13 protein-coding genes, 1 tRNA gene and 1 pseudogene are annotated in these 19,668 nt (G+C 71.1%); 12 read left to right on the forward strand and 3 right to left on the reverse strand.

What is annotated here, in order from left to right; translation table 11 throughout:
* Positions 1-126 precede the first annotated feature (126 nt).
* Positions 127-338, forward strand: a pseudogene (locus ACFCX4_RS21180) (IS5/IS1182 family transposase); the annotation flags it as partial.
* A gap of 57 nt (positions 339-395) precedes the next feature.
* On the opposite strand, the gene ACFCX4_RS21185 reads toward ACFCX4_RS21180, so the two are convergent.
* The gene (locus ACFCX4_RS21185) at positions 396-2,051 is read right to left on the reverse strand and encodes an AIPR family protein (RefSeq protein ID WP_376144644.1); all 1,656 of its coding nucleotides are present in this window, start codon (positions 2,049-2,051) and stop codon (positions 396-398) included.
* Between the two features lie 244 nt (positions 2,052-2,295).
* Here ACFCX4_RS21185 and ACFCX4_RS21190 point away from each other — a divergent pair.
* Positions 2,296-2,372: transfer RNA gene (locus ACFCX4_RS21190), tRNA-Tyr, on the forward strand.
* 171 nt (positions 2,373-2,543) lie between these two features.
* Here ACFCX4_RS21190 and ACFCX4_RS21195 read toward each other — a convergent pair.
* The gene (locus tag ACFCX4_RS21195; protein ID WP_376144646.1) at positions 2,544-2,702 is read right to left on the reverse strand and encodes an integrase; all 159 of its coding nucleotides are present in this window, start codon (positions 2,700-2,702) and stop codon (positions 2,544-2,546) included.
* A gap of 592 nt (positions 2,703-3,294) precedes the next feature.
* On the opposite strand from ACFCX4_RS21195, the gene ACFCX4_RS21200 reads away from it, so the two are divergent.
* Together ACFCX4_RS21200 and ACFCX4_RS21205 are read left to right on the forward strand one after the other, a co-directional pair.
* Positions 3,295-3,780, forward strand: coding sequence for a hypothetical protein (locus tag ACFCX4_RS21200; protein WP_376144648.1), 486 nt, complete (start codon positions 3,295-3,297; stop codon positions 3,778-3,780).
* Positions 3,781-3,945: 165 nt separating this feature from the next.
* Complete coding sequence (locus tag ACFCX4_RS21205; RefSeq protein WP_376144649.1) at positions 3,946-5,076, forward strand: hypothetical protein; 1,131 nt, start codon at positions 3,946-3,948, stop codon at positions 5,074-5,076.
* 603 nt (positions 5,077-5,679) lie between these two features.
* Here ACFCX4_RS21205 and ACFCX4_RS21210 read toward each other — a convergent pair.
* Positions 5,680-6,381, reverse strand: coding sequence for an HAD family hydrolase (locus tag ACFCX4_RS21210; protein WP_376144651.1), 702 nt, complete (start codon positions 6,379-6,381; stop codon positions 5,680-5,682).
* 358 nt (positions 6,382-6,739) lie between these two features.
* On the opposite strand from ACFCX4_RS21210, the gene ACFCX4_RS21215 reads away from it, so the two are divergent.
* From ACFCX4_RS21215 to ACFCX4_RS21250, 8 genes are all read left to right on the forward strand, one after another.
* A complete protein-coding gene (locus ACFCX4_RS21215) occupies positions 6,740-8,602 on the forward strand; it encodes an APC family permease (protein WP_376144652.1) in 1,863 nt (620 codons plus the stop codon).
* 335 nt (positions 8,603-8,937) lie between these two features.
* Complete coding sequence (locus ACFCX4_RS21220; RefSeq protein ID WP_376144666.1) at positions 8,938-10,941, forward strand: APC family permease; 2,004 nt, start codon at positions 8,938-8,940, stop codon at positions 10,939-10,941.
* Between the two features lie 454 nt (positions 10,942-11,395).
* Entirely contained in the window at positions 11,396-11,485 is a 90-nt protein-coding gene (kdpF, locus tag ACFCX4_RS21225) for a K(+)-transporting ATPase subunit F (RefSeq protein WP_376144654.1), read from the forward strand.
* A gap of 1 nt (position 11,486) precedes the next feature.
* Positions 11,487-13,148 (forward strand): potassium-transporting ATPase subunit KdpA, encoded by a 1,662-nt coding sequence (gene kdpA, locus ACFCX4_RS21230; protein ID WP_376144656.1) that lies wholly within the window; start codon positions 11,487-11,489, stop codon positions 13,146-13,148.
* Positions 13,148-15,274, forward strand: coding sequence for a potassium-transporting ATPase subunit KdpB (gene kdpB / locus ACFCX4_RS21235; protein WP_376144658.1), 2,127 nt, complete (start codon positions 13,148-13,150; stop codon positions 15,272-15,274). The genes kdpA and kdpB overlap by 1 nt, the downstream gene beginning before the upstream one ends.
* A gap of 19 nt (positions 15,275-15,293) precedes the next feature.
* The gene (kdpC, locus tag ACFCX4_RS21240) at positions 15,294-15,917 is read left to right on the forward strand and encodes a potassium-transporting ATPase subunit KdpC (RefSeq protein ID WP_376144660.1); all 624 of its coding nucleotides are present in this window, start codon (positions 15,294-15,296) and stop codon (positions 15,915-15,917) included.
* A gap of 135 nt (positions 15,918-16,052) precedes the next feature.
* Positions 16,053-18,800 (forward strand): ATP-binding protein, encoded by a 2,748-nt coding sequence (locus tag ACFCX4_RS21245; RefSeq protein ID WP_376144662.1) that lies wholly within the window; start codon positions 16,053-16,055, stop codon positions 18,798-18,800.
* Positions 18,797-19,474, forward strand: coding sequence for a response regulator (locus tag ACFCX4_RS21250; protein ID WP_376144664.1), 678 nt, complete (start codon positions 18,797-18,799; stop codon positions 19,472-19,474). Before ACFCX4_RS21245 ends, ACFCX4_RS21250 begins: the two co-directional genes overlap by 4 nt.
* Positions 19,475-19,668 lie beyond the last annotated feature (194 nt).

Below are 19,668 nucleotides of genomic sequence, written 5' to 3' on the forward strand. Positions count from 1 at the left end.
GGCCTGCACCACGCGGTGCAGGCCGTCGCCCACATGCACAACCTCGCCCGAACCGCCTGAATCAGCAGGTCAAAGCACACATCGACCTGCCACCACCCGGACTTCTGCAACAAGCTTTAGGTGCCGAACCGAAAGCGGAAAGGCTCCACCGGCGGTCGGCCGGTCCCTGCGATTCCGACCGCTACAAGCGGCGCAACCACGTCGAACGGTGCTCTCAGAAGATCAAGATATGGCGAGGCCTGGCCACTCGATACGACAAGAGCCCGGAGATCTACATGGCTGGTCTGCACCTCTGCGGATCGATCATGTGGCTGAAGTCCCTGACTCCAGCCACATGATCCGAATCTTAAACAGGTCCTGGCTGTGCTAGGTGTCGGAGGATCGGGCCATGCAGATCAGAGTCCCGCTTGCTTGATCAAGGTTGAGATCCGTGCCTGATTCTTGAACACGTTGCCCGGATATGCATTGGCTGGGAATGCCTCGGCCATCGCGGAAACGTAGCGGTGGACGTTCGGCTCCAAGCTGGCCAATGCGGCGTCCAGGTCACTATCCGGCTCTTTCAGGAATTTGTCACCCAATCCCCGCATCACCAGATGGGCGATCACCCTCCGTCCATGTACCGCGATCCCCGCCTCCGCTCCGTCACGCTCTCGCTCGATCAGATCCAGCAATTGATCAACCGTCGCTGTGATCCGCACTGCTCGAGTAAGCCTCAAGGGGTCTGTCAATGGATTGAAGAGTGAGCGATATACGGAGGGGTCGGAGAAAAGCCGGGATACTTCTCGCTTGGCGATCACGGCGTGCCCGAGAGTCGGCGAAGCGCATGCGAGAGCTACAGCCGCCTGGCGAACCTCGATGACTTTCTCCGGATCCTTCGATTTCGGCTGTTCAGCCGACCTTAGGATGTATTCATACCCCAGAACCTGAAGCTCGCGAACAAGGCGGTGTTGCTGCTGGTCTAGGAAGGCGAAGTCTTGGCTTGATACCTCATTTTGAGTGTTCGCGTAGCGGGTGATCCTTCGGCCGAGTTCTTCTTCGTCCTGCGGTACCTCGATGCAGCGAACGAGGACAAAGGCATTGCCCAGATTCGGTTCGTAGTCCGTCCCGAGGGCTGAGCCCAAGGTGGATACTGTCTGGGCTCCGTTGACGATACTGGAGCCTGTCAATTTGAAGTAGCCGACATCGCGATTGAGCGCGCCACCTGGCCCAATCTCAATGGCCTCGGCCAACATGGTGATCCCGTTGTTGTAGTACGCAAAGCGCTCGGGTTCATCGACGACCGTTTTGAGGATTCCGTCATTGATATCGGAGCGAGGAATCACGACTCGAATATTTTCGGCAAAAAGGTCGGTTCCGTGATTCTTGAACCATCCGGCGATCTCGGCCGCGCTTACGCGTCCGTAGTACATTTTCTGAGGGTCCGAGGCCCGTCCCCAGTCGAGCATTTGCAGCTCAATATTGACCAAGGGGCGGGCCTTCGCGGCGATTGAATTGAAAAGGTCGGCCTGAGAGATGTGGCCGTGCACGGCCAGGGGTTCGGTGCCCTCCAGGTCGTTAAGTTGCCCCAATAGCTCCGAAACGGGTTCCTGTACATCTTCCGCAAGCGGGTCGATGGCAGTGGTGACGGTGACAAGACGGATGCGTGCGCCTGGCGTCTTCAGAAGCTCCCGGACCGCCGTTTTGGTCTCTTCGGAAGCATGTGCAGGTTCGTCGCCTGCCCTCATTCCAAGTAGAGACTTGACACCTTGCAGGAACTTCAACATGTCGCCCAGCGCCATTGATCCAGTCCCGTCCTGGCGCCACTTCGACTGAACAAACACGACCAGCTTTGCCGTCGGGTCGACACCAATGGCATCGATTCCCCGGTCCTTCGTCCCATCCGTAATTTCGAGGATTTGCGTTCCATCCGACGGGCCGAGCGTAAGTTGAACAGCGTGAAGCGCTAGGAGTCGCGACAAGTTGTTGACCTCATTCAGGTCACTCCTCCAGTTTCCCTGTTCGTGAAGGGTCCGGACGTGGGTCTCGATCTGGCTGACGTGAAACTTGCTCACTACGGCCCCCTAGGTCGGCTGGGAAAACCTTAGCCTGACGCGCAGCCTCAACTGCTCGCGCTGCATGGCGGGTGAGCCTGGAACCGCGGGACACGTGTTCGTGGCTGCCCACCCAACAGCGGCGGCGAGGCCCGCGAGGCCGGCAGCAGTGCTGCGTGCATCCTCTTCCAAGAACGACAGCGGTGTCTGGTCCGACGCAGACGCGGGAGATGTATGGGATAGCGCAGAGCAGAGCATGCTGAGAGGCAGGGCAGGCCGGTTCGCCTCATGGACTGTAAATCTGTCGCGCAAGCTACGCAGGTTCGAACCCTGCACCAGCCACAGGATAGAGAAGGGCCCGTGACCTGCGGAAACGTAGATCACGGGCCCTTTCTCATGCCCACCTTCAAGGGTGATCGAAAAGACCTGAAAAGGCATGGTTGTCTCGGCCTGTCTCGCCTCCTGACCAGCGCGTGTGGGACATCGGTGGGACGGCTCGGGCGGGGGCTGTGGTCAGTCCCACTCGCTCAGGCCCTCCGTGATCCGGTGGTTCGCGGCCTCCATCGCGCCGTCCGGACACTTCGCGTGGACGCGCAGCAGCAGGGCGATGCTGTGGCCGGCCCGGCGGGCGCACTCCGCCGGGTCCACGCCGGACCGCAGCCAGAACGACACCCCGCGTGGTGCAGGTCGTACGGCCGCTTCGCGAGCGGGGAGGCTGCCTGTTCTGGGGCGGGTCCTTCGCCCAGGAGCGGACATCCCGGCCGGTCGGGCCGCGGCCTCACGCGTGACCCCGACCTCTCCGGCCGGCATCGGAGTCCATCACCATCCGGCTTCTGCTGCCGGAGACCGCGGCGCCCATGGCCGGGCCGGTCCTGGGCGACAGTCTCCAGGACGAAGCCGCCTTCCGGCAGCGCGCTCGCAACACCGCTCCGACGAACGCCGGCGGGATCGCGCACTCGGTGGAGACGCCGGCCGAGCTGGGCCTCGTCCGGCGTCCAGTCTGTTCAAGCTGTACGCCCTGAACCGGTCGGAGGCGTTCTTCGGCTCCTACCCGCTCCGCGAGCGCACCGTGGCGATCGAGGACACCGCCCACACCTTCCACGACGTCATCGGCAAGGAACCACCCTGTTCCACCACGCCGCCGGCCCGGACGATGCCTCGCCTAGCTCGGCTCGCAGCACGTCCAGCGGGCGTGGAGCACGATCGCGTTCGAGTGGCAGTCATGGCCGCCACCCCTCAGTAACTCGCCGACGTGCTGCGGCCGGTGAAGCACGTGCTCCTCGACTTCGACGGCCCGGTGTGCTCGGTCTTCGCCGGCCTCCCCGCCCCGGAGGTCGCGCGCCGACTCCGTGAGGGCCTGCTCGCCGCGGGCGAGCAGGCCCTGGCCGGGGCTGAGGAGGAGGGAGACCCGCTCGCCCTCCTCCCGCTGATCTCGAATGCCCGGCCCGATCTCACGGAGACTGCGGACGCCGCGCTGGCCGCGCTGGAGACCGAAGCCGTTCGGGGCGCCCGTCCTACCCCGGGCGGAGCATCGGTTCTCCGTGCGTGTGCCCGCTCCGGCCGCCTGGTCTCCGTGGTCAGCGACAACGCGGGCGCGGCCATCGAGTCCTACCTCGCCGAGCACGGTCTCAGCGACTACGTGGTCGGTGTCTTCGGGTGCGCCCCCGGGCGCCCGACGTCGAGGCCGGGGAGGTCGCTGGCGTCCCAACGATCGGCTACGCCAACAAGTCCGGCAAGGACGCCAGGCTGACCGCCGCCGGCGCTGTGACGGTCGTGGAGTCAATGCAGCTCGTTGCTGACACGTTGCCGTTGGGGAGAGCGGCGTGGCAGGCAGCCGACGCAGAAAAAGATGTAGCCCCAGGCGCATGAAACAGAGGCGACACTGGGGCGTTCTCCTGGAGAGTAGCATCCCCTCATGCTGAGTGGCGACGAAGACGTCGAGACTGTCTGGGATGCGATCTCGGAATCCAGACTGGCGCCTTACAACAGGTTCTCAAGCGATCGACGCGAAGCGCTTGATCTTTACGCATGGAACGCTCGGACCTCCGCAGCGGTGTTCGAGCTGGTAGGACACCTGGAGGTTCTCCTCCGCAACGGCCTCGACAGGTGCTTGCGGGACTACTTCGGTGAGGCCGCGCGAGGCATCCCGTGGTTCATGTTGCAAACAGCCGGCGGCGAGCATGTCACGGATGCCGTGGACATCGTCCGAGCCCGCCTTCGGGCCCAAGAGCAGGGCCCGAAGGGCCGTGCTCGCGCGTTGCGGGAGACCCGGGATCAGATCGTTGCCGGCCTGAGCTTCGGCTTCTGGTCAGGCCTGCTCGGCCCCAAGTATGAAGATCTGTGGCGGGACTGCCTCCACCGCGCCTTTCCGTACTCCTCGGGCCGGCGCAAAGACGTTGCCACCGCCTTGGAGCACATCCGCAAGCTGCGTAACCGACTCGCCCACCACGACTCGCTGATCAACGTTGACATTCCGTTCGAGGTCCGCCGCATAGTCCAGGTCGCCAGCTACTTGAGTCCCGAGGCCGGCAAGTGGCTTGAGAGCCAGTCTCGGGCCATGGACACCTACGCAGAGCGGCCCGGCAGGTTGCTTGAGGACACCGTGGTGGTGGCCGCGCGGGACGCTTGGCAGCTCTACAACGTCGCTCAGTGCAGTGCATTCGTCTGTCAGGCAGGGCGGGCGTTCCGCCCCGTGAAGCGGATCGCCTTCTATGCGGATCGCGAGATCAAGAAGGAGATCCCATCGATCTTGTACCGGCGCGACGATGTCGAGTGGACTCCAGAGGAGGCCGACCGCCTGGGCGCATCTGATGATCGCTGGGACCGCAAGATTGCCAATGTGATCAAGGCATCTCGTGGCGAAGGATGGGCTGAGGGTCGATATCAGGTCTTCCTTCTGTCCCGGGCCGGCGATCCCCAGCATCGGCAGCTGTCAGCGGGGCTGTCGCACCAGATGGCGGGGAGGGGGTCGGCCTTCACCCAGAGGCAACGCTACGTCTCGCTACACGCGCTGGAGACGGCTTCGTCGACCTCCGACCTCACATGACACTTGGCCGGTAGAGCCATTGGGGTGCGCCAGCCCTACGCCAACAGCGGTCTGCAGTGCTGGACGGCAGCGGACCGGAGTGGGGGCAGGCTGGCGGGCCGCAGCAGGCCATCTGCCGTCCAAGGCCCTGGACGTCGCCTGGGGGTGGGAAGCCACCGGTTCGACCTCGGCCTGGCCACGACTGCGAAGTCCCCACAGCGATTCACTGCGGGGACTTCGCTGGGTTCGGGCCGGTGATTACTCAGATCGTCACGCTGGTAGACGTCCTGGTGGGGGCGCTCGCCTCGTTTGTGGCCACGGGGCGGGCGGAGCGGACCAAGCACCGGCGGGTGATGGCCGCGCGGTGGGACGAGCGGAAGCTCGACACCTACGTGCAGTACGCGACCTGCGTGCAGGAGATCGACTTGGTCGCCAGGCGGGCCAGGCAGGCCGAGGCGGGGGGCGACGGCGCGGGTGGAGTTCCTGGCGAGGATGGAGCAGGCGGAGATTCAGCGGTCGGCGCTGTTCGAGACCCTCGGGTTCGGGTCCTGTGGCGGGTGTGGGGTGGAGGGCGGTCTGTGGTTCGCGGGGGTGTGGGGTGTGGGTCGGTCTTCGGTGTGGGGGTCACTGGGGGAGGGCGAGGAGGAGGGTGGCGGCGGTCGGGGTGTCGGGGGCGGTGTGGGTGGGGGTGGGGTGGGACGGGGGGTGGGGTGGGGGTGGGGTCGGGGTGATCCAGATGGAGCGGAGGCCGGTGGCGTGGGCGCCGCGGAGGTCGGTGGCGGGGTTGTTGCCGACCATCCAGTCGGCGGGGGTGAGGGTGCGGCCGAGGCGGGCGGCGGCGAGGTGGAAGATCGCGGGGGAGGGTTTGCGGGCGCCGGCCTCCTCGGAGACGCAGACGGCGTCGACGGCGGGGAGCAGGCCGGTGCGGGCGAGTTTGGCGCGCTGGATGTCGGTGTGGCCGTTGGTGACGACGGCGATGGGCCAGCCGGCCGCGCGGAGGGCGGCGAGGGCCTCGGGGGTGCCGGGGATCGGGTGGGTGCGGGCGGCCTCGTGGGCGACGTGCTCCTCCCAGAGGTCGGCGCCGGAGCGGGGGAGGCCGTAGCGGGCGGCGATCCGGGTGAAGCCGGCGGGGGAGCGGTCGACGCGGATCAGGGCGAGGACGGTGGGGGCGTCCTCGGGGGGCAGGCCGTGGGCGGCGCAGAAGGCGGGGGCCCAAGCGTCGGGGCCGCCTTCGCGTTCGACCAGGGTGTGGTCGAGGTCGATGAGGAGGAGGGGGGACAGTGGGGAGAAGGGGGAGAAGGAGGGGGACGGGGGGTGGTGGTGCATGTGCGGAGGGTAGCGGAGCGTTCGGGCGAGGGTTATTGCGAATGACTTGCAATTACCTGACCAAGGCAGCACAGTGGTGGGGCAGGGGTGGGGCAGGGCCGTTCAGCCTGTCCGCAGAGCAGTCCCGGCCGCGCGGTAGCGCGCCCGGGAGTCCTCCGTCCAGCTGATCGTCTTCCCAACCGGCGCCCGCCGGGACGACGGCCCGCCCACCCCGCCCAGGCCGGGACGACGGCCCGAGCCGCGTCAGGGGGACGTCAAGGGCGGGGGACGGCCCGTCAGGAACGCGTAGGGACCGCGGATCCGGCCGGACGGCGCACGCAGGATCGGAGCAACCGATCGACTGCGGAGGTCCCGTCCGATGTCCAGCCCCCTCGCCCCGGCCGTCGCCGCCGACCCAGAGCCGCCCGATACCGGCGCCGGCCGGACGGTGGGAGGCGTCGGAGACCGGCACCGGCTCACCGTGCTGGGCGGCCTGGCGGCGCTCTCCCTGGACGCGATGGCCTCGGTGGCCTACGGGCCGGAGTCGATCGTGCTGGTGCTGGCCGCGGCCGGGGCGTACGGGCTGGGGTTCACGCTCCCCGTCACCGCGGCGATCGCCGTGCTGCTGGCCGTGCTGGTCGCCTCCTACCGGCAGGTCATCGCGGCCTTCCCGGACGGCGGTGGCTCCTACGCGGTGGCCAAGGCCCACCTGGGGCGGCGGACTGCGCTGACCGCGGCCGCCTCGCTGGTGATCGACTACGTGCTGAACGTCGCGGTGTCGGTGACGGCCGGGGTGGCGGCGCTCACCTCGGCGGTGCCGGGGCTGTACGGCCACCGGGTGTGGCTCTGCCTGGGCGTGCTGGCGCTGGTGACGGCGGTCAACCTGCGCGGGATCGCCGAGTCGGCCCGCTGGTTCCTGGCGCCGACCGCCGTCTTCGTGCTCGCGGTCCTGGCGATCGTCGTGGTGGGCCTGTTCCGGGAAGCTCCCGCGAGTACGGCCGCCGCGGCCGGGCACGCCTCGGTGCTGACGGAGAGCGCCACGGCGGTGGGCGCGCTGCTGCTGCTCAAGGCCTTCGCGGCCGGCTGCTCGGCACTGACCGGCGTGGAGGCGGTGGCGAACGCCGTCCCGTCCTTCCGTGCGCCGGGCGTGAAGCGCGCGCAGCGCACCGAGGTCGCGCTCGGCGCGCTGCTCGGGGTGATGCTCATCGGACTGGCCGTGCTGATCGGCCGCTTCCACCTCCAGCCGGTCGAGGGCGTCACCGTGCTCGCCCAGCTGGCCGACGCCTCGCTCGGCCACGGCGCCGGCTTCTACCTGGTGCAGTTCGCCACCGTGCTGCTGCTGGGGCTGGCCGCCAACACCTCCTTCGGCGGGCTGCCGGTCCTGCTCCACCTGCTGGCCCGCGACAACCACCTGCCGCACGTCTTCGCGCTGCGCGCCGACCGCCAGGTGCACCGGCACGGGGTGCTCTTCCTGGCCGCGGTCTCGGCGGTGCTGCTGGTCGGCTCGGGCGGTGACGTCAACAGCCTGGTCCCGCTCTTCGCGATCGGCGTGTTCGTCGGCTTCACGGTCTGCCAGGTCGGCATGGTCCGCCACTGGCGCACCGGGAAGCCCGCCCACTGGCGGTGGAAGGCGGCGCTGAACGGGTTCGGGGCGCTGCTCACCGGCACCGCCGCGCTCGTCGTCACCGGCACCAGGTTCACCGAGGGCGCCTGGGGCATCTGCCTGGCCCTGCCGCTGCTGGTGCTGCTGTTCGAGGCGGTGCACCGGGGCTACGCGCGGATCGGCGAACGGCTGGAGCTGGGGCGCGTCCCCGGCCCGCTGACCCCGCAGCGCAGCCTGGTCGTCGTCCCGGTCGTCGCGATCACCCGGCTGACCCGGGACGCGCTGTCCGCCGCGCTCTCGCTCGGCGACGAGGTGCTCGCCGCCACGGTGGTCCACGAGCCGGACGGCCAAGGGCCCGACGGCGCCGAGGCGCTGCGCCGGGACTGGGAACTGTGGCGGCCGGGGGTGCCGCTGGTGGAGATCCCGGACGGCCACCGGCGCCTCGGCCCGCCGCTCGCCGCCTTCGTCAACGAGCTCGCCGCCGAGCGCGCCTACGACCGCATCACCGTCCTGATCCCCGAGGTCGAACCCGCCCGGGCCTGGCAGCGGGCGCTGCAGAACCGGCGCGGCGCGGTGATCGACCGGGCGCTGCGCCGGCACACCGACGCGGTGGTCTGCCGTCTCCGGATGCGGATGTGAGGGGACTCCGCGGTGGCCCGACGGCTGTCCCCGGAGCGGGGTGATTCACGTCGAATGCCCCTCTTGTCCGACCCGGTCGCCAGATCTTGACGATGTCTTAACGGCCCCTTCGGCGCCCCCGCCGTGCCCCCGCCGCGCCCCCGGGACACCGCCGCCGCGCCCGCCGATTCTCCCGCACGGCCGCTCCGACCTGCGGAAACGCCCCGGTGGGCGGGCCGCTCCGGGCCGTCGTGGCCACGCCGGAACGGCCGGTCGTGCGGCCGTCGCACACGCTTACGCTCGCCGGTGTGTTCAACGTGCCCCAGGCGCTCAAGCGCCTCGTGATCGGCCGGGCCATGCGCAGCGAGGAGCTCGGCGAGACGCTGCTCCCCAAGCGCCTGGCCCTGCCGGTCTTCGCCTCCGACCCGCTCTCCTCGGTCGCCTACGCGACCCAGGAGATCCTGCTGGTGCTCACCGTCGGCGGCACCGCCTTCCTCTACCTGACCCCGTGGGTCGCGGCCGGCGTGGTCGGGCTGATGGCGGTCGTGGTGATGTCCTACCGCCAGGTCGTGCACGCCTACCCGAGCGGCGGCGGCTCCTACGAGGTGGTCTCCCGCAACCTGGGCGCCAACGCGGGCCTGGTGGTGGCCGCCTCGCTGCTGGTCGACTACGTGATGACGGTCGCCGTCTCGGTGGCCTCCGGGGTGGACAACATCATCTCGGCGCTGCCCTCGCTGGCGGACCACCGGGTGGAGCTGGCACTCGGCTTCGTCCTGCTGCTGATGGCGATGAACCTGCGCGGCGTCCGCGAGTCCGGCAAGGCCTTCGCCGCGCCGACCTACCTGTTCATCGGCGGCATGCTGCTGATGGTGGTCACCGGTCTGATCCGGGCGGCGTTCGGCGACGCGCCGGTGGCCGCCAGCGCCGCGTACGGGATCGTGCCGGAGGACGGCAAGGACGCCCTGGCCGGGCTGGGCCTGCTGATGCTGGGGCTGCGGGCGTTCGCCTCCGGCTGCACGGCGCTGACCGGTGTGGAGGCGATCTCCAACGGCGTGCCGGCGTTCCGGGCGCCGAAGTCGAGGAACGCCGCCGCGACGATGGCCGTGATGGGCACCACGGCCGTGGTCATGTTCGTCGGCATCACCTCCCTGGCCCTGATCTCCGGCGTCCACATCGCCGACGGCACCTGCCGGCTCACCGGTTCCGCCGGGGACTGCGCGGACGCTCCGCAGCAGACCGTGATCGCGCAGCTGGCGGCGGCCGTGTTCGGCGGGGACGGGAGCGTCCTCTTCTACGGCATCCAGGCGGTCACCGCCCTGGTGCTGATCCTGGCGGCCAACACGGCGTTCAACGGCTTCCCGCTGCTCGCCTCGATCCTGGCCGAGCACCGCTACCTGCCCCGGCAGATGCACACCCGCGGCGACCGGCTGGCGTTCTCCAACGGCATCATCGCGCTCGCGGTGGTGGCCGGCGGGCTGCTCTGGCTGTACGACGCGGACGTCACCAGCCTCATCCACCTCTACATCCTGGGCGTCTTCACCTCGTTCACGCTGTCGCAGATCGGCATGGTGCGGCACTGGAACCGGATGCCGGCCGGCGGGACCGACCCGGCGCGGCGCGGGTCCGTCCGGCGCTCCCGGGCGATCAACTTCGCCGGCGCGGTCACCACGGCGCTGGTGCTGGTCATCGTGCTGCTGACCAAGTTCACCCAGGGCGCCTGGCTGGCGGTGGTCGCGGCGGTGGTCCTGTGGGTGATGATGCGCGGCATCCGCCGGCACTACGACAGCGTCGCCGAGGAGCTGGCGGTGGAGCCGGGCGACGCGGACGCCGAGCCGGCGCGGCCGTCCAGGGTGCACGGGATCGTGCTGGTCTCCAAGCTGCACAAGCCGACCCTGCGGGCGCTCGGGTACGCGCAGGCGTGCGCGCCGGACTCGCTGGAGGCGCTCACGGTGGCGGTGGAGCGGGACGCCACCGGGGAGCTGGAGCGCCGCTGGGAGGAGCTGGACACCGAGGTGCCGCTGAAGGTGCTGGACTCGCCGTACCGCGAGATCACCAAACCGGTGGTGCAGTACGTGCGGGAGCACCGGCGGAACAGCCCGCGCGGGGCGGTGGCGGTGTTCATCCCCGAGTACGTGGTCGGGCGCTGGTGGGAGCACCTGCTGCACAACCAGTCGGCGCTCTGGCTGAAGAGCCGGCTGCTGTTCACCCCGGGGGTGATGGTGATCAGCGTGCCGTGGCAGCTGACCTCCTCCAGCAAGGGGGACCGGCCCTCGCGGCGCGCCCCGGGCGCGGTCCGGCGCGGCGAGCCGGTGGTGCGGCGGCCGGAACGCGAGCGGCAGCGGGCCTCCGGGCGCGGGTAGCCGGCCCCGGACGGTTCCCGGCTCCGGACCCCCGACGGCCGCAGGGCTCCGGACGGCACCCGCCGTCCGGGGCCCTGCCGCGGCCTGGCCCGCGAAGGCCCTGTGCAGCCCGGCCCGTGACGGCCGTGTCGCAGCCGGGCCCGCGACGGCTCCGCCGCCGTGGCCGGCCACGGCGGCGGAGGAGCCCCCGCGTGCCCCGCGGCCGCCCCCGTATGGAGCCCGTCAACAATCGAACGGCCGCCGTATGGAGGGCGTCAAGAACCCCGTTGACGCTCCGTGAGCGCGGTTGGCTGGCAGAGCCGGCCCGCCGCCGGTGCCGCGGCCACCCGTCCCGAACGGTGCCGCGGCCACCTCCGAGCCACCGTGGTGGAGCCATGTCCGATCTCATCTACGTCGCCGTCACGCTCGCCGTGTTCGGCGTCATCACCCTGATCGCGCGGGGGGTGGAGAAGCTGTGAGCACCGAGAACATCGTGGGTCTCATCGTGGCCGCCGCGCTCGTCGGCTACCTCGTCGTGGCGCTGATCCACCCGGAGAAGTTCTGACATGGGATCGACTCTCGCGGGCTGGCTGCAGGTCCTCGCCCTGGTGGGCGCCCTGGCCCTGTGCTACCGCCCCCTGGGCGACCACATAGCCCGGATCCTCACCACCTCCAAGCACCTGAGAGCCGAGACGGCGCTCTACCGGGTGATCGGCGTGGACGCCGGTGCCGACCAGCGCTGGCCGGTCTACCTGCGCTCGGTGCTGGCCTTCTCGGCCGTCTCCGTCCTCTTCCTCTACGGCCTGATCCGCCTCCAGCAGTGGCTGCCGCTGAACCTGGGCGTGCCGCGGATGGAGGGCCACCAGGCCTGGAACACCGCGATCTCCTTCGTGGCCAACACCAACTGGCAGTCCTACAGCGGCGAGGCCGCGATGGGGCACCTGGCCCAGATGGCCGGCCTGGCGGTGCAGAACTTCGTCTCCGCGGCCGTGGGCATCGCCGTCGTGGCGACGCTGATCCGCGGCTTCGTGCGCAACCGCACCGACCGGGTCGGCAACTTCTGGGTCGACCTCACCCGGATCAGCGTGCGGCTGCTGCTGCCGGTGGCGGTCGTCTTCGCCCTCGTCCTGGTGGCGAGCGGCGTGGTGCAGAACTTCCACGGCTTCCACGAGGTCACCACCCTGGTGGGCGACCCGCAGGCGGTCCCGGGCGGGCCGGTGGCCTCCCAGGAGGTCATCAAGCTGCTGGGCACCAACGGCGGCGGCTTCTTCAACGCCAACTCGGCCCACCCGTTCGAGAACCCGACCGGCTTCTCCAACCTGGTCGAGGTCTTCCTCATCCTGCTGATCCCGTTCGCCCTGCCGCGCGCCTTCGGCCGGATGGTCGGCGACCACCGCCAGGGCTACGCGATCGTCTCCGTGATGGCGCTGTTCTGGATCGCCTCGACGGCGCTGATCACCCTCGCCGAGTCGCGGCACGCGGGCAGCGCCCTGCAGGCGGCCGGCGGGGCGCTGGAAGGAAAGGAGCAGCGGTTCGGCATCGCGGCGTCCAGCCTGTTCGCCGCCTCGACGACGCTGACCTCGACCGGCGCGGTCAACTCCTTCCACGACTCGTACACGCCGTTCGGCGGCGGGCTGACGATGTTCAACATGATGCTGGGCGAGATCGCACCCGGCGGGGTCGGCTCGGGCCTGTACGGGATGCTGGTGCTGGCGGTCGTCGCGGTCTTCGTGGCCGGCCTGATGGTCGGGCGCACCCCGGAGTACCTGGGCAAGAAGCTCGGCGGCCGGGAGATGAAGTTCGCCTCCCTCTACATCCTGACCACGCCCACGATCGTGCTGGTCGGCACGGGTGTGGCGATGGCGCTGCCGGGACAGCGGGCCGGGATGCTCAACACCGGTGCCCACGGCTTCTCCGAGGTGCTGTACGCGTTCACCTCCGGCGCGAACAACAACGGTTCGGCGTTCGGCGGCATCACCGTCAACACCGACTGGTACGACACCGCGATCGGCCTGGCCATGGTGTTCGGCCGGTTCCTGCCGATGGTCTTCGTCCTCGCCCTGGCCGGCGCGCTCGCGCAGCAGCGGCCGGTCCCCGCCACCCCGGGCACCCTGCCCACCCACCAGCCGCTGTTCGTGGGCCTGCTGTCGGGCGTCGTCCTGATCGTCGTCGGCCTCACCTACTTCCCGGCCCTGGCCCTCGGGCCGATCGCGGAAGGTCTCTCCTGATGTCGTCCATCCTGACCGAGAAGCCGCAGCCCCAGCCGCAGCCGGAGACGGCGCCCGCCGGGGCGCCGCACCGGGCCGGCGGCAGTCTGCTGGACCCGAAGCTGATCCTGGCGTCCCTGCCGGACGCGGTGAAGAAGCTCGACCCCCGGGTGATGGTCAAGAACCCGGTGGTGTTCGTGGTCGAGGTCGGCTCCGTCGTCACCACGGTCTCCGCGGTCGCCGACCCGTCGGTGTTCGCCTGGTCGATCACCGTCTGGCTCTGGCTGACCACCGTCTTCGCCAACCTGGCCGAGGCGGTGGCCGAGGGCCGCGGCAAGGCACAGGCGGACACCCTGCGCCGCACCCGGACCGAGACCCCGGCCCGCCGGCTCACCGACTGGCCGCGGTCCCGGGCCGAGGAGGAGGTCGCGGGCACGGCGCTGCGGCTCGGCGACCACGTGGTGGTCGAGGCCGGGCAGGTCGTCCCCGGGGACGGGGACGTCGTCGAGGGCGTCGCCTCCGTCGACGAGTCGGCGATCACCGGCGAGTCCGCGCCGGTGATCCGCGAGTCGGGCGGCGACCGCTCCGCGGTGACCGGCGGCACCAGGGTGCTGTCCGACCGGATCGTCGTGAAGATCTCCTCCGAACCCGGCAAGACCTTCATCGACCGGATGATCGCCCTGGTCGAGGGCGCCGCCCGGCAGAAGACGCCCAACGAGATCGCGCTCAACATCCTGCTGGCCTCGCTGACCGTCGTCTTCCTGATCGCGGTCGTCACCCTGCAGCCGATGGCCACCTACGCGGGCGCCCCGCAGTCGATGATCGTGCTGGTCGCGCTGATCGTGGCGCTGATCCCGACCACCATCGGCGCGCTGCTCTCCGCGATCGGCATCGCGGGCATGGACCGGCTGGTGCAGCGCAACGTGCTGGCGATGTCGGGGCGGGCCGTCGAGGCCGCGGGCGACGTCGACACCCTGCTGCTCGACAAGACCGGCACCATCACCCTCGGCAACCGCCAGGCCGCCGAGTTCCTCGCCGCCCCGGGCGTGTCCCGGGACGAGCTGGCGAGCGCGGCCCAGCTGTCGTCGCTGGCCGACGAGACGCCGGAGGGCCGTTCGATCGTCGTCCTGGCGAAGACCGGGTACGGCCTGCGGGCCCGCGCCCAGGGCGAACTGGCCCACGCCACCTGGGTGCCGTTCACCGCGCAGACCCGGATGTCCGGCGTCGACCTCGCCGAGCCGGACGGCGTGCACCAGGTCCGCAAGGGCGCGGCCGGCGCGGTCACCGGGTGGGTGCACGAGCAGGGCGGTTCGGTCGGCGCGGAGGTCTCCTCGCTGGTCGACGGCATCTCCGCGGCCGGCGGCACCCCGCTGGTCGTCGCCACCAGGGCCGGCGGCGCACCCGCCCGCGTGCTCGGCGTCGTCCACCTGAAGGACGTCGTCAAGGAGGGCATGCGGGAGCGGTTCGACGAGCTGCGCCGGATGGGCATCCGCACCGTCATGATCACCGGCGACAACCCGCTGACCGCCCGGGCGATCGCGGAGGAGGCGGGCGTGGACGACTTCCTCGCCGAGGCCACCCCCGAGGACAAGATGGCCCTGATCAGGAAGGAGCAGGCCGGCGGGAAGCTGGTCGCGATGACGGGCGACGGCACCAACGACGCGCCCGCGCTCGCCCAGGCCGACGTCGGGGTGGCGATGAACACCGGCACCATGGCGGCCAAGGAGGCCGGCAACATGGTCGACCTGGACTCCAACCCCACCAAGCTGATCGAGATCGTCGAGATCGGCAAGCAGCTCCTCATCACCCGCGGCGCGCTGACCACCTTCTCCATCGCCAACGACGTCGCCAAGTACTTCGCGATCATCCCGGCGATGTTCGCGGCCGTGTACCCGGGCCTGGAGAAGCTCAACATCATGGGCCTGCACAGCCCGCAGTCCGCCATCACCTCGGCGATCGTCTTCAACGCCCTGGTCATCGTCGGCCTCATCCCGCTGGCCCTGCGCGGCGTGAAGTACCGTCCGTCCGACGCCGGTTCGCTGCTGCGCCGCAACATCGGCCTCTACGGCCTCGGCGGCCTCGTCGTCCCGTTCGTCGGCATCAAACTGATCGACCTCGTCGTCCGGTTCATCCCCGGCCTCAACTAGCAAGAGAGGAGAACGCATCATGTCCAAGCCCCTGCCCACCGCCGTGCGCACCCACCTCACCGCGCTGCGCGCCCTGCTGGTCCTGACGGTGCTCCTCGGCATCGCCTACCCGCTGCTGGTCACCGGCATCTCCCAACTGGCCTTCGCCGACAAGGCGAACGGCTCGATCGTGAAGGCCGACGGCAGGGAGGCCGGCTCCGGCCTGCTGGGCCAGAGCTTCGACCTCCCCAGGCAGAACCCCGACGACCCGGACGAGGCCCCCCGGCCGGACCCGAAGTGGTTCCAGCCGCGGCCCGGCGCCTACGACCCGACCGCCTCCGGCGCCTCCAACCTGGGCCCCGGCAGCGAGGACCTCACCAAGACCGTCGAGGAACGCCGCGCGGCCGTCGCCGCGTTCGACGGCGTCGACCCGGCGGGCGTCCCGGCCGACGCGGTCACCGCCTCCGGTTCCGGCCTCGATCCGCACATCTCCACCGCCTACGCCCGCCAGCAGGTCGACCGGGTCGCCAGGGCCCGCGACCTGCCGGCCGACACCGTCCGCAAGCTGGTCGACGAGTACACCGACGGCCGCTCCCTGGGCTTCCTCGGGCAGCCGGGCGTCAACGTCGTCCTGCTGAACAGGGCGCTGGCGGAACAGAAGTGACGGCCGTGCGGTCGGACGGATGAGACGGGCCGACCCGGGCCGGGGCCACCACCCCGCGCCCGGGCCGGCCCGCCGGCCGTCCACCGGACGGGAGCCCCGGACCCACCAGGAACCCACAACGAAAGAGCAGCGCCCATGGCCCGCGACCTCACCCCCGGCACCGGCCACCGACGCGGCCGGCTGAGGGTGTACCTCGGCTCCGCCCCCGGTGTCGGCAAGACCTACCGGATGCTGGACGAGGCACGGCGCAGACGCGACCGCGGCGCGGACGTCGTCGTCGGCTGGATCGAGTGCCACGGCCGCCGCCACACCGAGGGCATGCTCACCGGGCTGGAGGTCCTGCCGAGAGTCCACCGCTCCTACCGGGACGGCGACTTCGAGGAGATGGACCTGGACGCCGCGCTGGCCCGCCGGCCCGCCGTCCTCCTGGTCGACGAACTCGCCCACACCAACATCCCCGGCGGGCGCAACGGCAAGCGCTGGCAGGACGTCGAGGAACTGCTGGACGCCGGGATCGACGTCATCACCACCGTCAACATCCAGCACCTGGAGTCGCTGAACGACGTCGTCCAGAAGATCACCGGCATCCCGCAGCGCGAGACCGTCCCGGACGAGGTGGTCCGCCGGGCCGACCAGATCGAACTCGTCGACATGGCCCCCCAGGCGCTGCGCCGCCGGATGGCCCACGGCAACGTCTACCGGGCGGAGAAGGTGGACGCCGCGCTCTCCAACTACTTCCGGGTCGGCAACCTCACCGCCCTGCGCGAACTCGCCCTGCTCTGGGTGGCCGGACGGGTCGACGAGGGGCTGCGCGACTACCGGGCCAGCCACAACATCGACCGGGTCTGGGAGACCCGCGAACGCGTCGTGGTCGCCCTCACCGGCGGTCCCGAGGGGGAGACCCTGGTCCGGCGCGGCGCCCGCATCGCGGACCGCACGGCCGGCGGCGACCTGCTCGCCGTCCACGTCACCCGCAGCGACGGCCTGGCCGGCGCCTCCTCCGGCGCGCTCGCCCAGCAGCGGCGGCTGGTGGAGACCCTCGGCGGCAGCTACCACGTGGTCGTCGGCGACGACATCCCCACCGCGCTGCTCGCCTTCGCCCGGGCCCACGACGCCACCCAGCTCGTCCTCGGCACCAGCCGCCGGGGCCGCACCACCCGCTTCCTCACCGGCCCCGGCATCGGCGAGACCACCGTGGACGCCTCGGAGGACATCGACGTCCACATGGTCACCCACGCCTTCACCGGCCGCGGCCGGCTGCCCGCGCTCGGCCGCCGCCACTCCCGGCGGCGCACCGTCGCGGGCTTCGCCGCCGGCCTCGTGGTGCCCTGGCTGCTCACCGGGCTGCTCTCGCGGTCCCACGAAACCGTCAACCTCACCACCGACGCGCTGATCTTCCAGCTCGGCGTGGTCGTGGTCGCCCTGCTCGGCGGGGCGACCTCGGCGCTGCTGGCCTCGGTCGTCGCCTCGGTGCTGCTCAACTACTTCTTCATCCCGCCGGTCCACGACTTCACCGTCGGCGAGACCAACAACATCATCGCCCTGGTGGTCTTCGCCGCCGTGGCGCTGACCGTCTCCACGGTCGTGGACCGCGCCACCCGGCTGACCACCCGGGCCGCCCGGGCCACCGCCGAGGCCGAGACCCTCTCCACCCTGGCCGGCAGCGTGCTGCGCGGCGCCGACGCGCTGCCGGCCCTGCTGGAGAAGTCCCGGACCGCCTTCGGGATGGACTCGGTCGCCCTGCTGGAGCGCACCGGCGGCGGGGTGCTGGCCTCCTGCGACACCGCCGGGGGCAGCGCGGGCGGTACGGGTACCGCGGGTACGGGCAGCGCGGGCGGTACGGGAGGGCCGGGTGGCGGTGAGCCGGCGCCGGGCACCGCCGCGGAGACCACCGAGGTCCCGGTCGGACCCGACGCCGTCCTCGTGCTCACCGGCCGCCGGCTGCCCGCCGCCGACCAGCGCGTCCTCACCGCCTTCGCCGCCCACGTGGCCGCCGCCCTGGAACGCGACCGGCTCGCCGTCGTCGCCGCCGAGGTCGAACCGATCAGGGCCGCCGACCGGATGCGCACCGCCCTGCTCGCCGCCGTCAGCCACGACCTGCGCACCCCGCTCGCCGCCGCCCTCGCGTCCGTCGGCTCGCTGCGCAGCCCCGACGTCGAGTTCTCGGCCGAGGACCGGTCCGAACTCCTCGCCACCGCCGACGAGTCCCTCGTGAAACTCACCCGCCTGGTGGACAACCTGCTCGACATGAGCCGCCTGCAGGCGGGTGCGCTCACCCTGCACCTCGCCGAGACCCACCTCGACGACATCCTGCCGCGCGCCCTCGACACCCTGGCCGACCCGTACGCGCCGGTGCAGCCGCTCGACCTGGAGGCCGTGCCGCCGGTCCTCGCCGACCCGCCGCTGCTGGAGCGCGTCCTCGCCAACGTGATCACCAACGCGCTGCGCCACAACGCCCCCGGCGCGCCCGTGCTGGTCACCGCCAGCCACCACGCCGGGCGGGTCGAACTGCGGGTGATCGACCGCGGCCCCGGCATCGCCCCCGAGGACCGCGACCGGGTCTTCCTGCCCTTCCAGCGCCTCGGCGACACCGACAACACCCAGGGCGTCGGCCTCGGCCTCGCCCTCTCCCGCGGTCTGGCCGAGGCGATGGGCGGCAGCCTGGAGGTCGAGGACACCCCCGGCGGCGGCACCACGATGCTGCTCACCCTGCCCGCGGCGAGGCCCGCCGCCGCGATGCCCCCCACCGCCGAGTCCCCCGTCGCCGAGCAGCCCCCCGCCGAGCAGCCCCCCGCCGAGTCCCCCGTCGTCGAGCAGCCCCCCGCCCCGACGCCGCCCGCCCCGCCCCGGCCCGCGCGGCACCCCGGGGAGGCCCGCCCATGAGCGAGATCCTCGTCGTCGACGACGAGCCCGCCCTGCTCCGCACCCTGCGGATCAACCTCGGCGCCCGGCAGTACGCCGTCCGCACCGCCGCCACCGGCGGCGAGGCCCTGGACCGGGCCGCGCGCCGTGCCCCCGACGCCGTGCTGCTCGACCTCGGCCTGCCCGACCTGGACGGCATGGAGGTCATCCGGGGCCTGCGCCGCCGCAGCGCGGTGCCGATCATCGTGCTGTCCGGCCGGTCCGGCGCCGCCGACAAGGTGGAGGCGCTGGACGCCGGCGCCGACGACTACCTCACCAAGCCGTTCCTGATGGAGGAACTGCTGGCCCGGCTGCGCGCCGTGCTGCGCCGCCCGCCCGTGGCGGGCCCGGGGGCGCCCCCGGCGGTGATCGGCGACCACACCGTGGACCTCGGCACCACCACCGTGACCGGCCCGGACGGGCCGGTGCGGCTCACTCCGACCGAGTGGCGGATCCTCGCGCTGCTGCTGGCCGACCCGGGCCGGCTGGTGCCGGGACGGCGGATCCTGCGCGAGGTCTGGGGGCCGGCCCAGGAACAGCGCGGCAACTACCTGCGGGTCTACCTGGCCGCGCTGCGCCGCAAGCTGGAGCGCGATCCGGCCCGGCCCCGCCACCTGATCACCGAGCCGGGGATCGGCTACCGGTACGTGCCCTGAAGGCCTCCGCGCGTCAACGATCCGTCAGGAGCGGGCGGTCCGGTGCCAACAGCGCGTCAAGGGGTGCGGAGGGGGGCGGTTCGCGGGCGTAGCGTCGGTGACGAGGAAGCGGCCCCGCTCCAGTGGGGGATGCCCGGGGCCGCTTCGCCGCTCCGGCGGCCACCGGTGGGGGAGGGGCGTGCGGTGCCGGCACC

Origin of the sequence: Kitasatospora sp. NPDC056327 (genome assembly GCF_042261735.1) — a bacterium.
Classification (GTDB): domain Bacteria; phylum Actinomycetota; class Actinomycetes; order Streptomycetales; family Streptomycetaceae; genus Kitasatospora.

What these genes read in the sequence shown, in the direction of transcription:
- ACFCX4_RS21205 (WP_376144649.1), top strand. Translation starts at nt 3,946, where the DNA reads ATGCTGAGTGGCGACGAAGACGTCGAGACTGTCTGGGATGCGATCTCG.
- ACFCX4_RS21210 (WP_376144651.1), bottom strand. Translation starts at nt 6,381, where the DNA reads ATGCACCACCACCCCCCGTCCCCCTCCTTCTCCCCCTTCTCCCCACTG.
- ACFCX4_RS21215 (WP_376144652.1), top strand. Translation starts at nt 6,740, where the DNA reads ATGTCCAGCCCCCTCGCCCCGGCCGTCGCCGCCGACCCAGAGCCGCCC.
- ACFCX4_RS21220 (WP_376144666.1), top strand. Translation starts at nt 8,938, where the DNA reads ATGCGCAGCGAGGAGCTCGGCGAGACGCTGCTCCCCAAGCGCCTGGCC.
- kdpA (WP_376144656.1), top strand. Translation starts at nt 11,487, where the DNA reads ATGGGATCGACTCTCGCGGGCTGGCTGCAGGTCCTCGCCCTGGTGGGC.
- kdpB (WP_376144658.1), top strand. Translation starts at nt 13,148, where the DNA reads ATGTCGTCCATCCTGACCGAGAAGCCGCAGCCCCAGCCGCAGCCGGAG.
- kdpC (WP_376144660.1), top strand. Translation starts at nt 15,294, where the DNA reads ATGTCCAAGCCCCTGCCCACCGCCGTGCGCACCCACCTCACCGCGCTG.
- ACFCX4_RS21245 (WP_376144662.1), top strand. Translation starts at nt 16,053, where the DNA reads ATGGCCCGCGACCTCACCCCCGGCACCGGCCACCGACGCGGCCGGCTG.
- ACFCX4_RS21250 (WP_376144664.1), top strand. Translation starts at nt 18,797, where the DNA reads ATGAGCGAGATCCTCGTCGTCGACGACGAGCCCGCCCTGCTCCGCACC.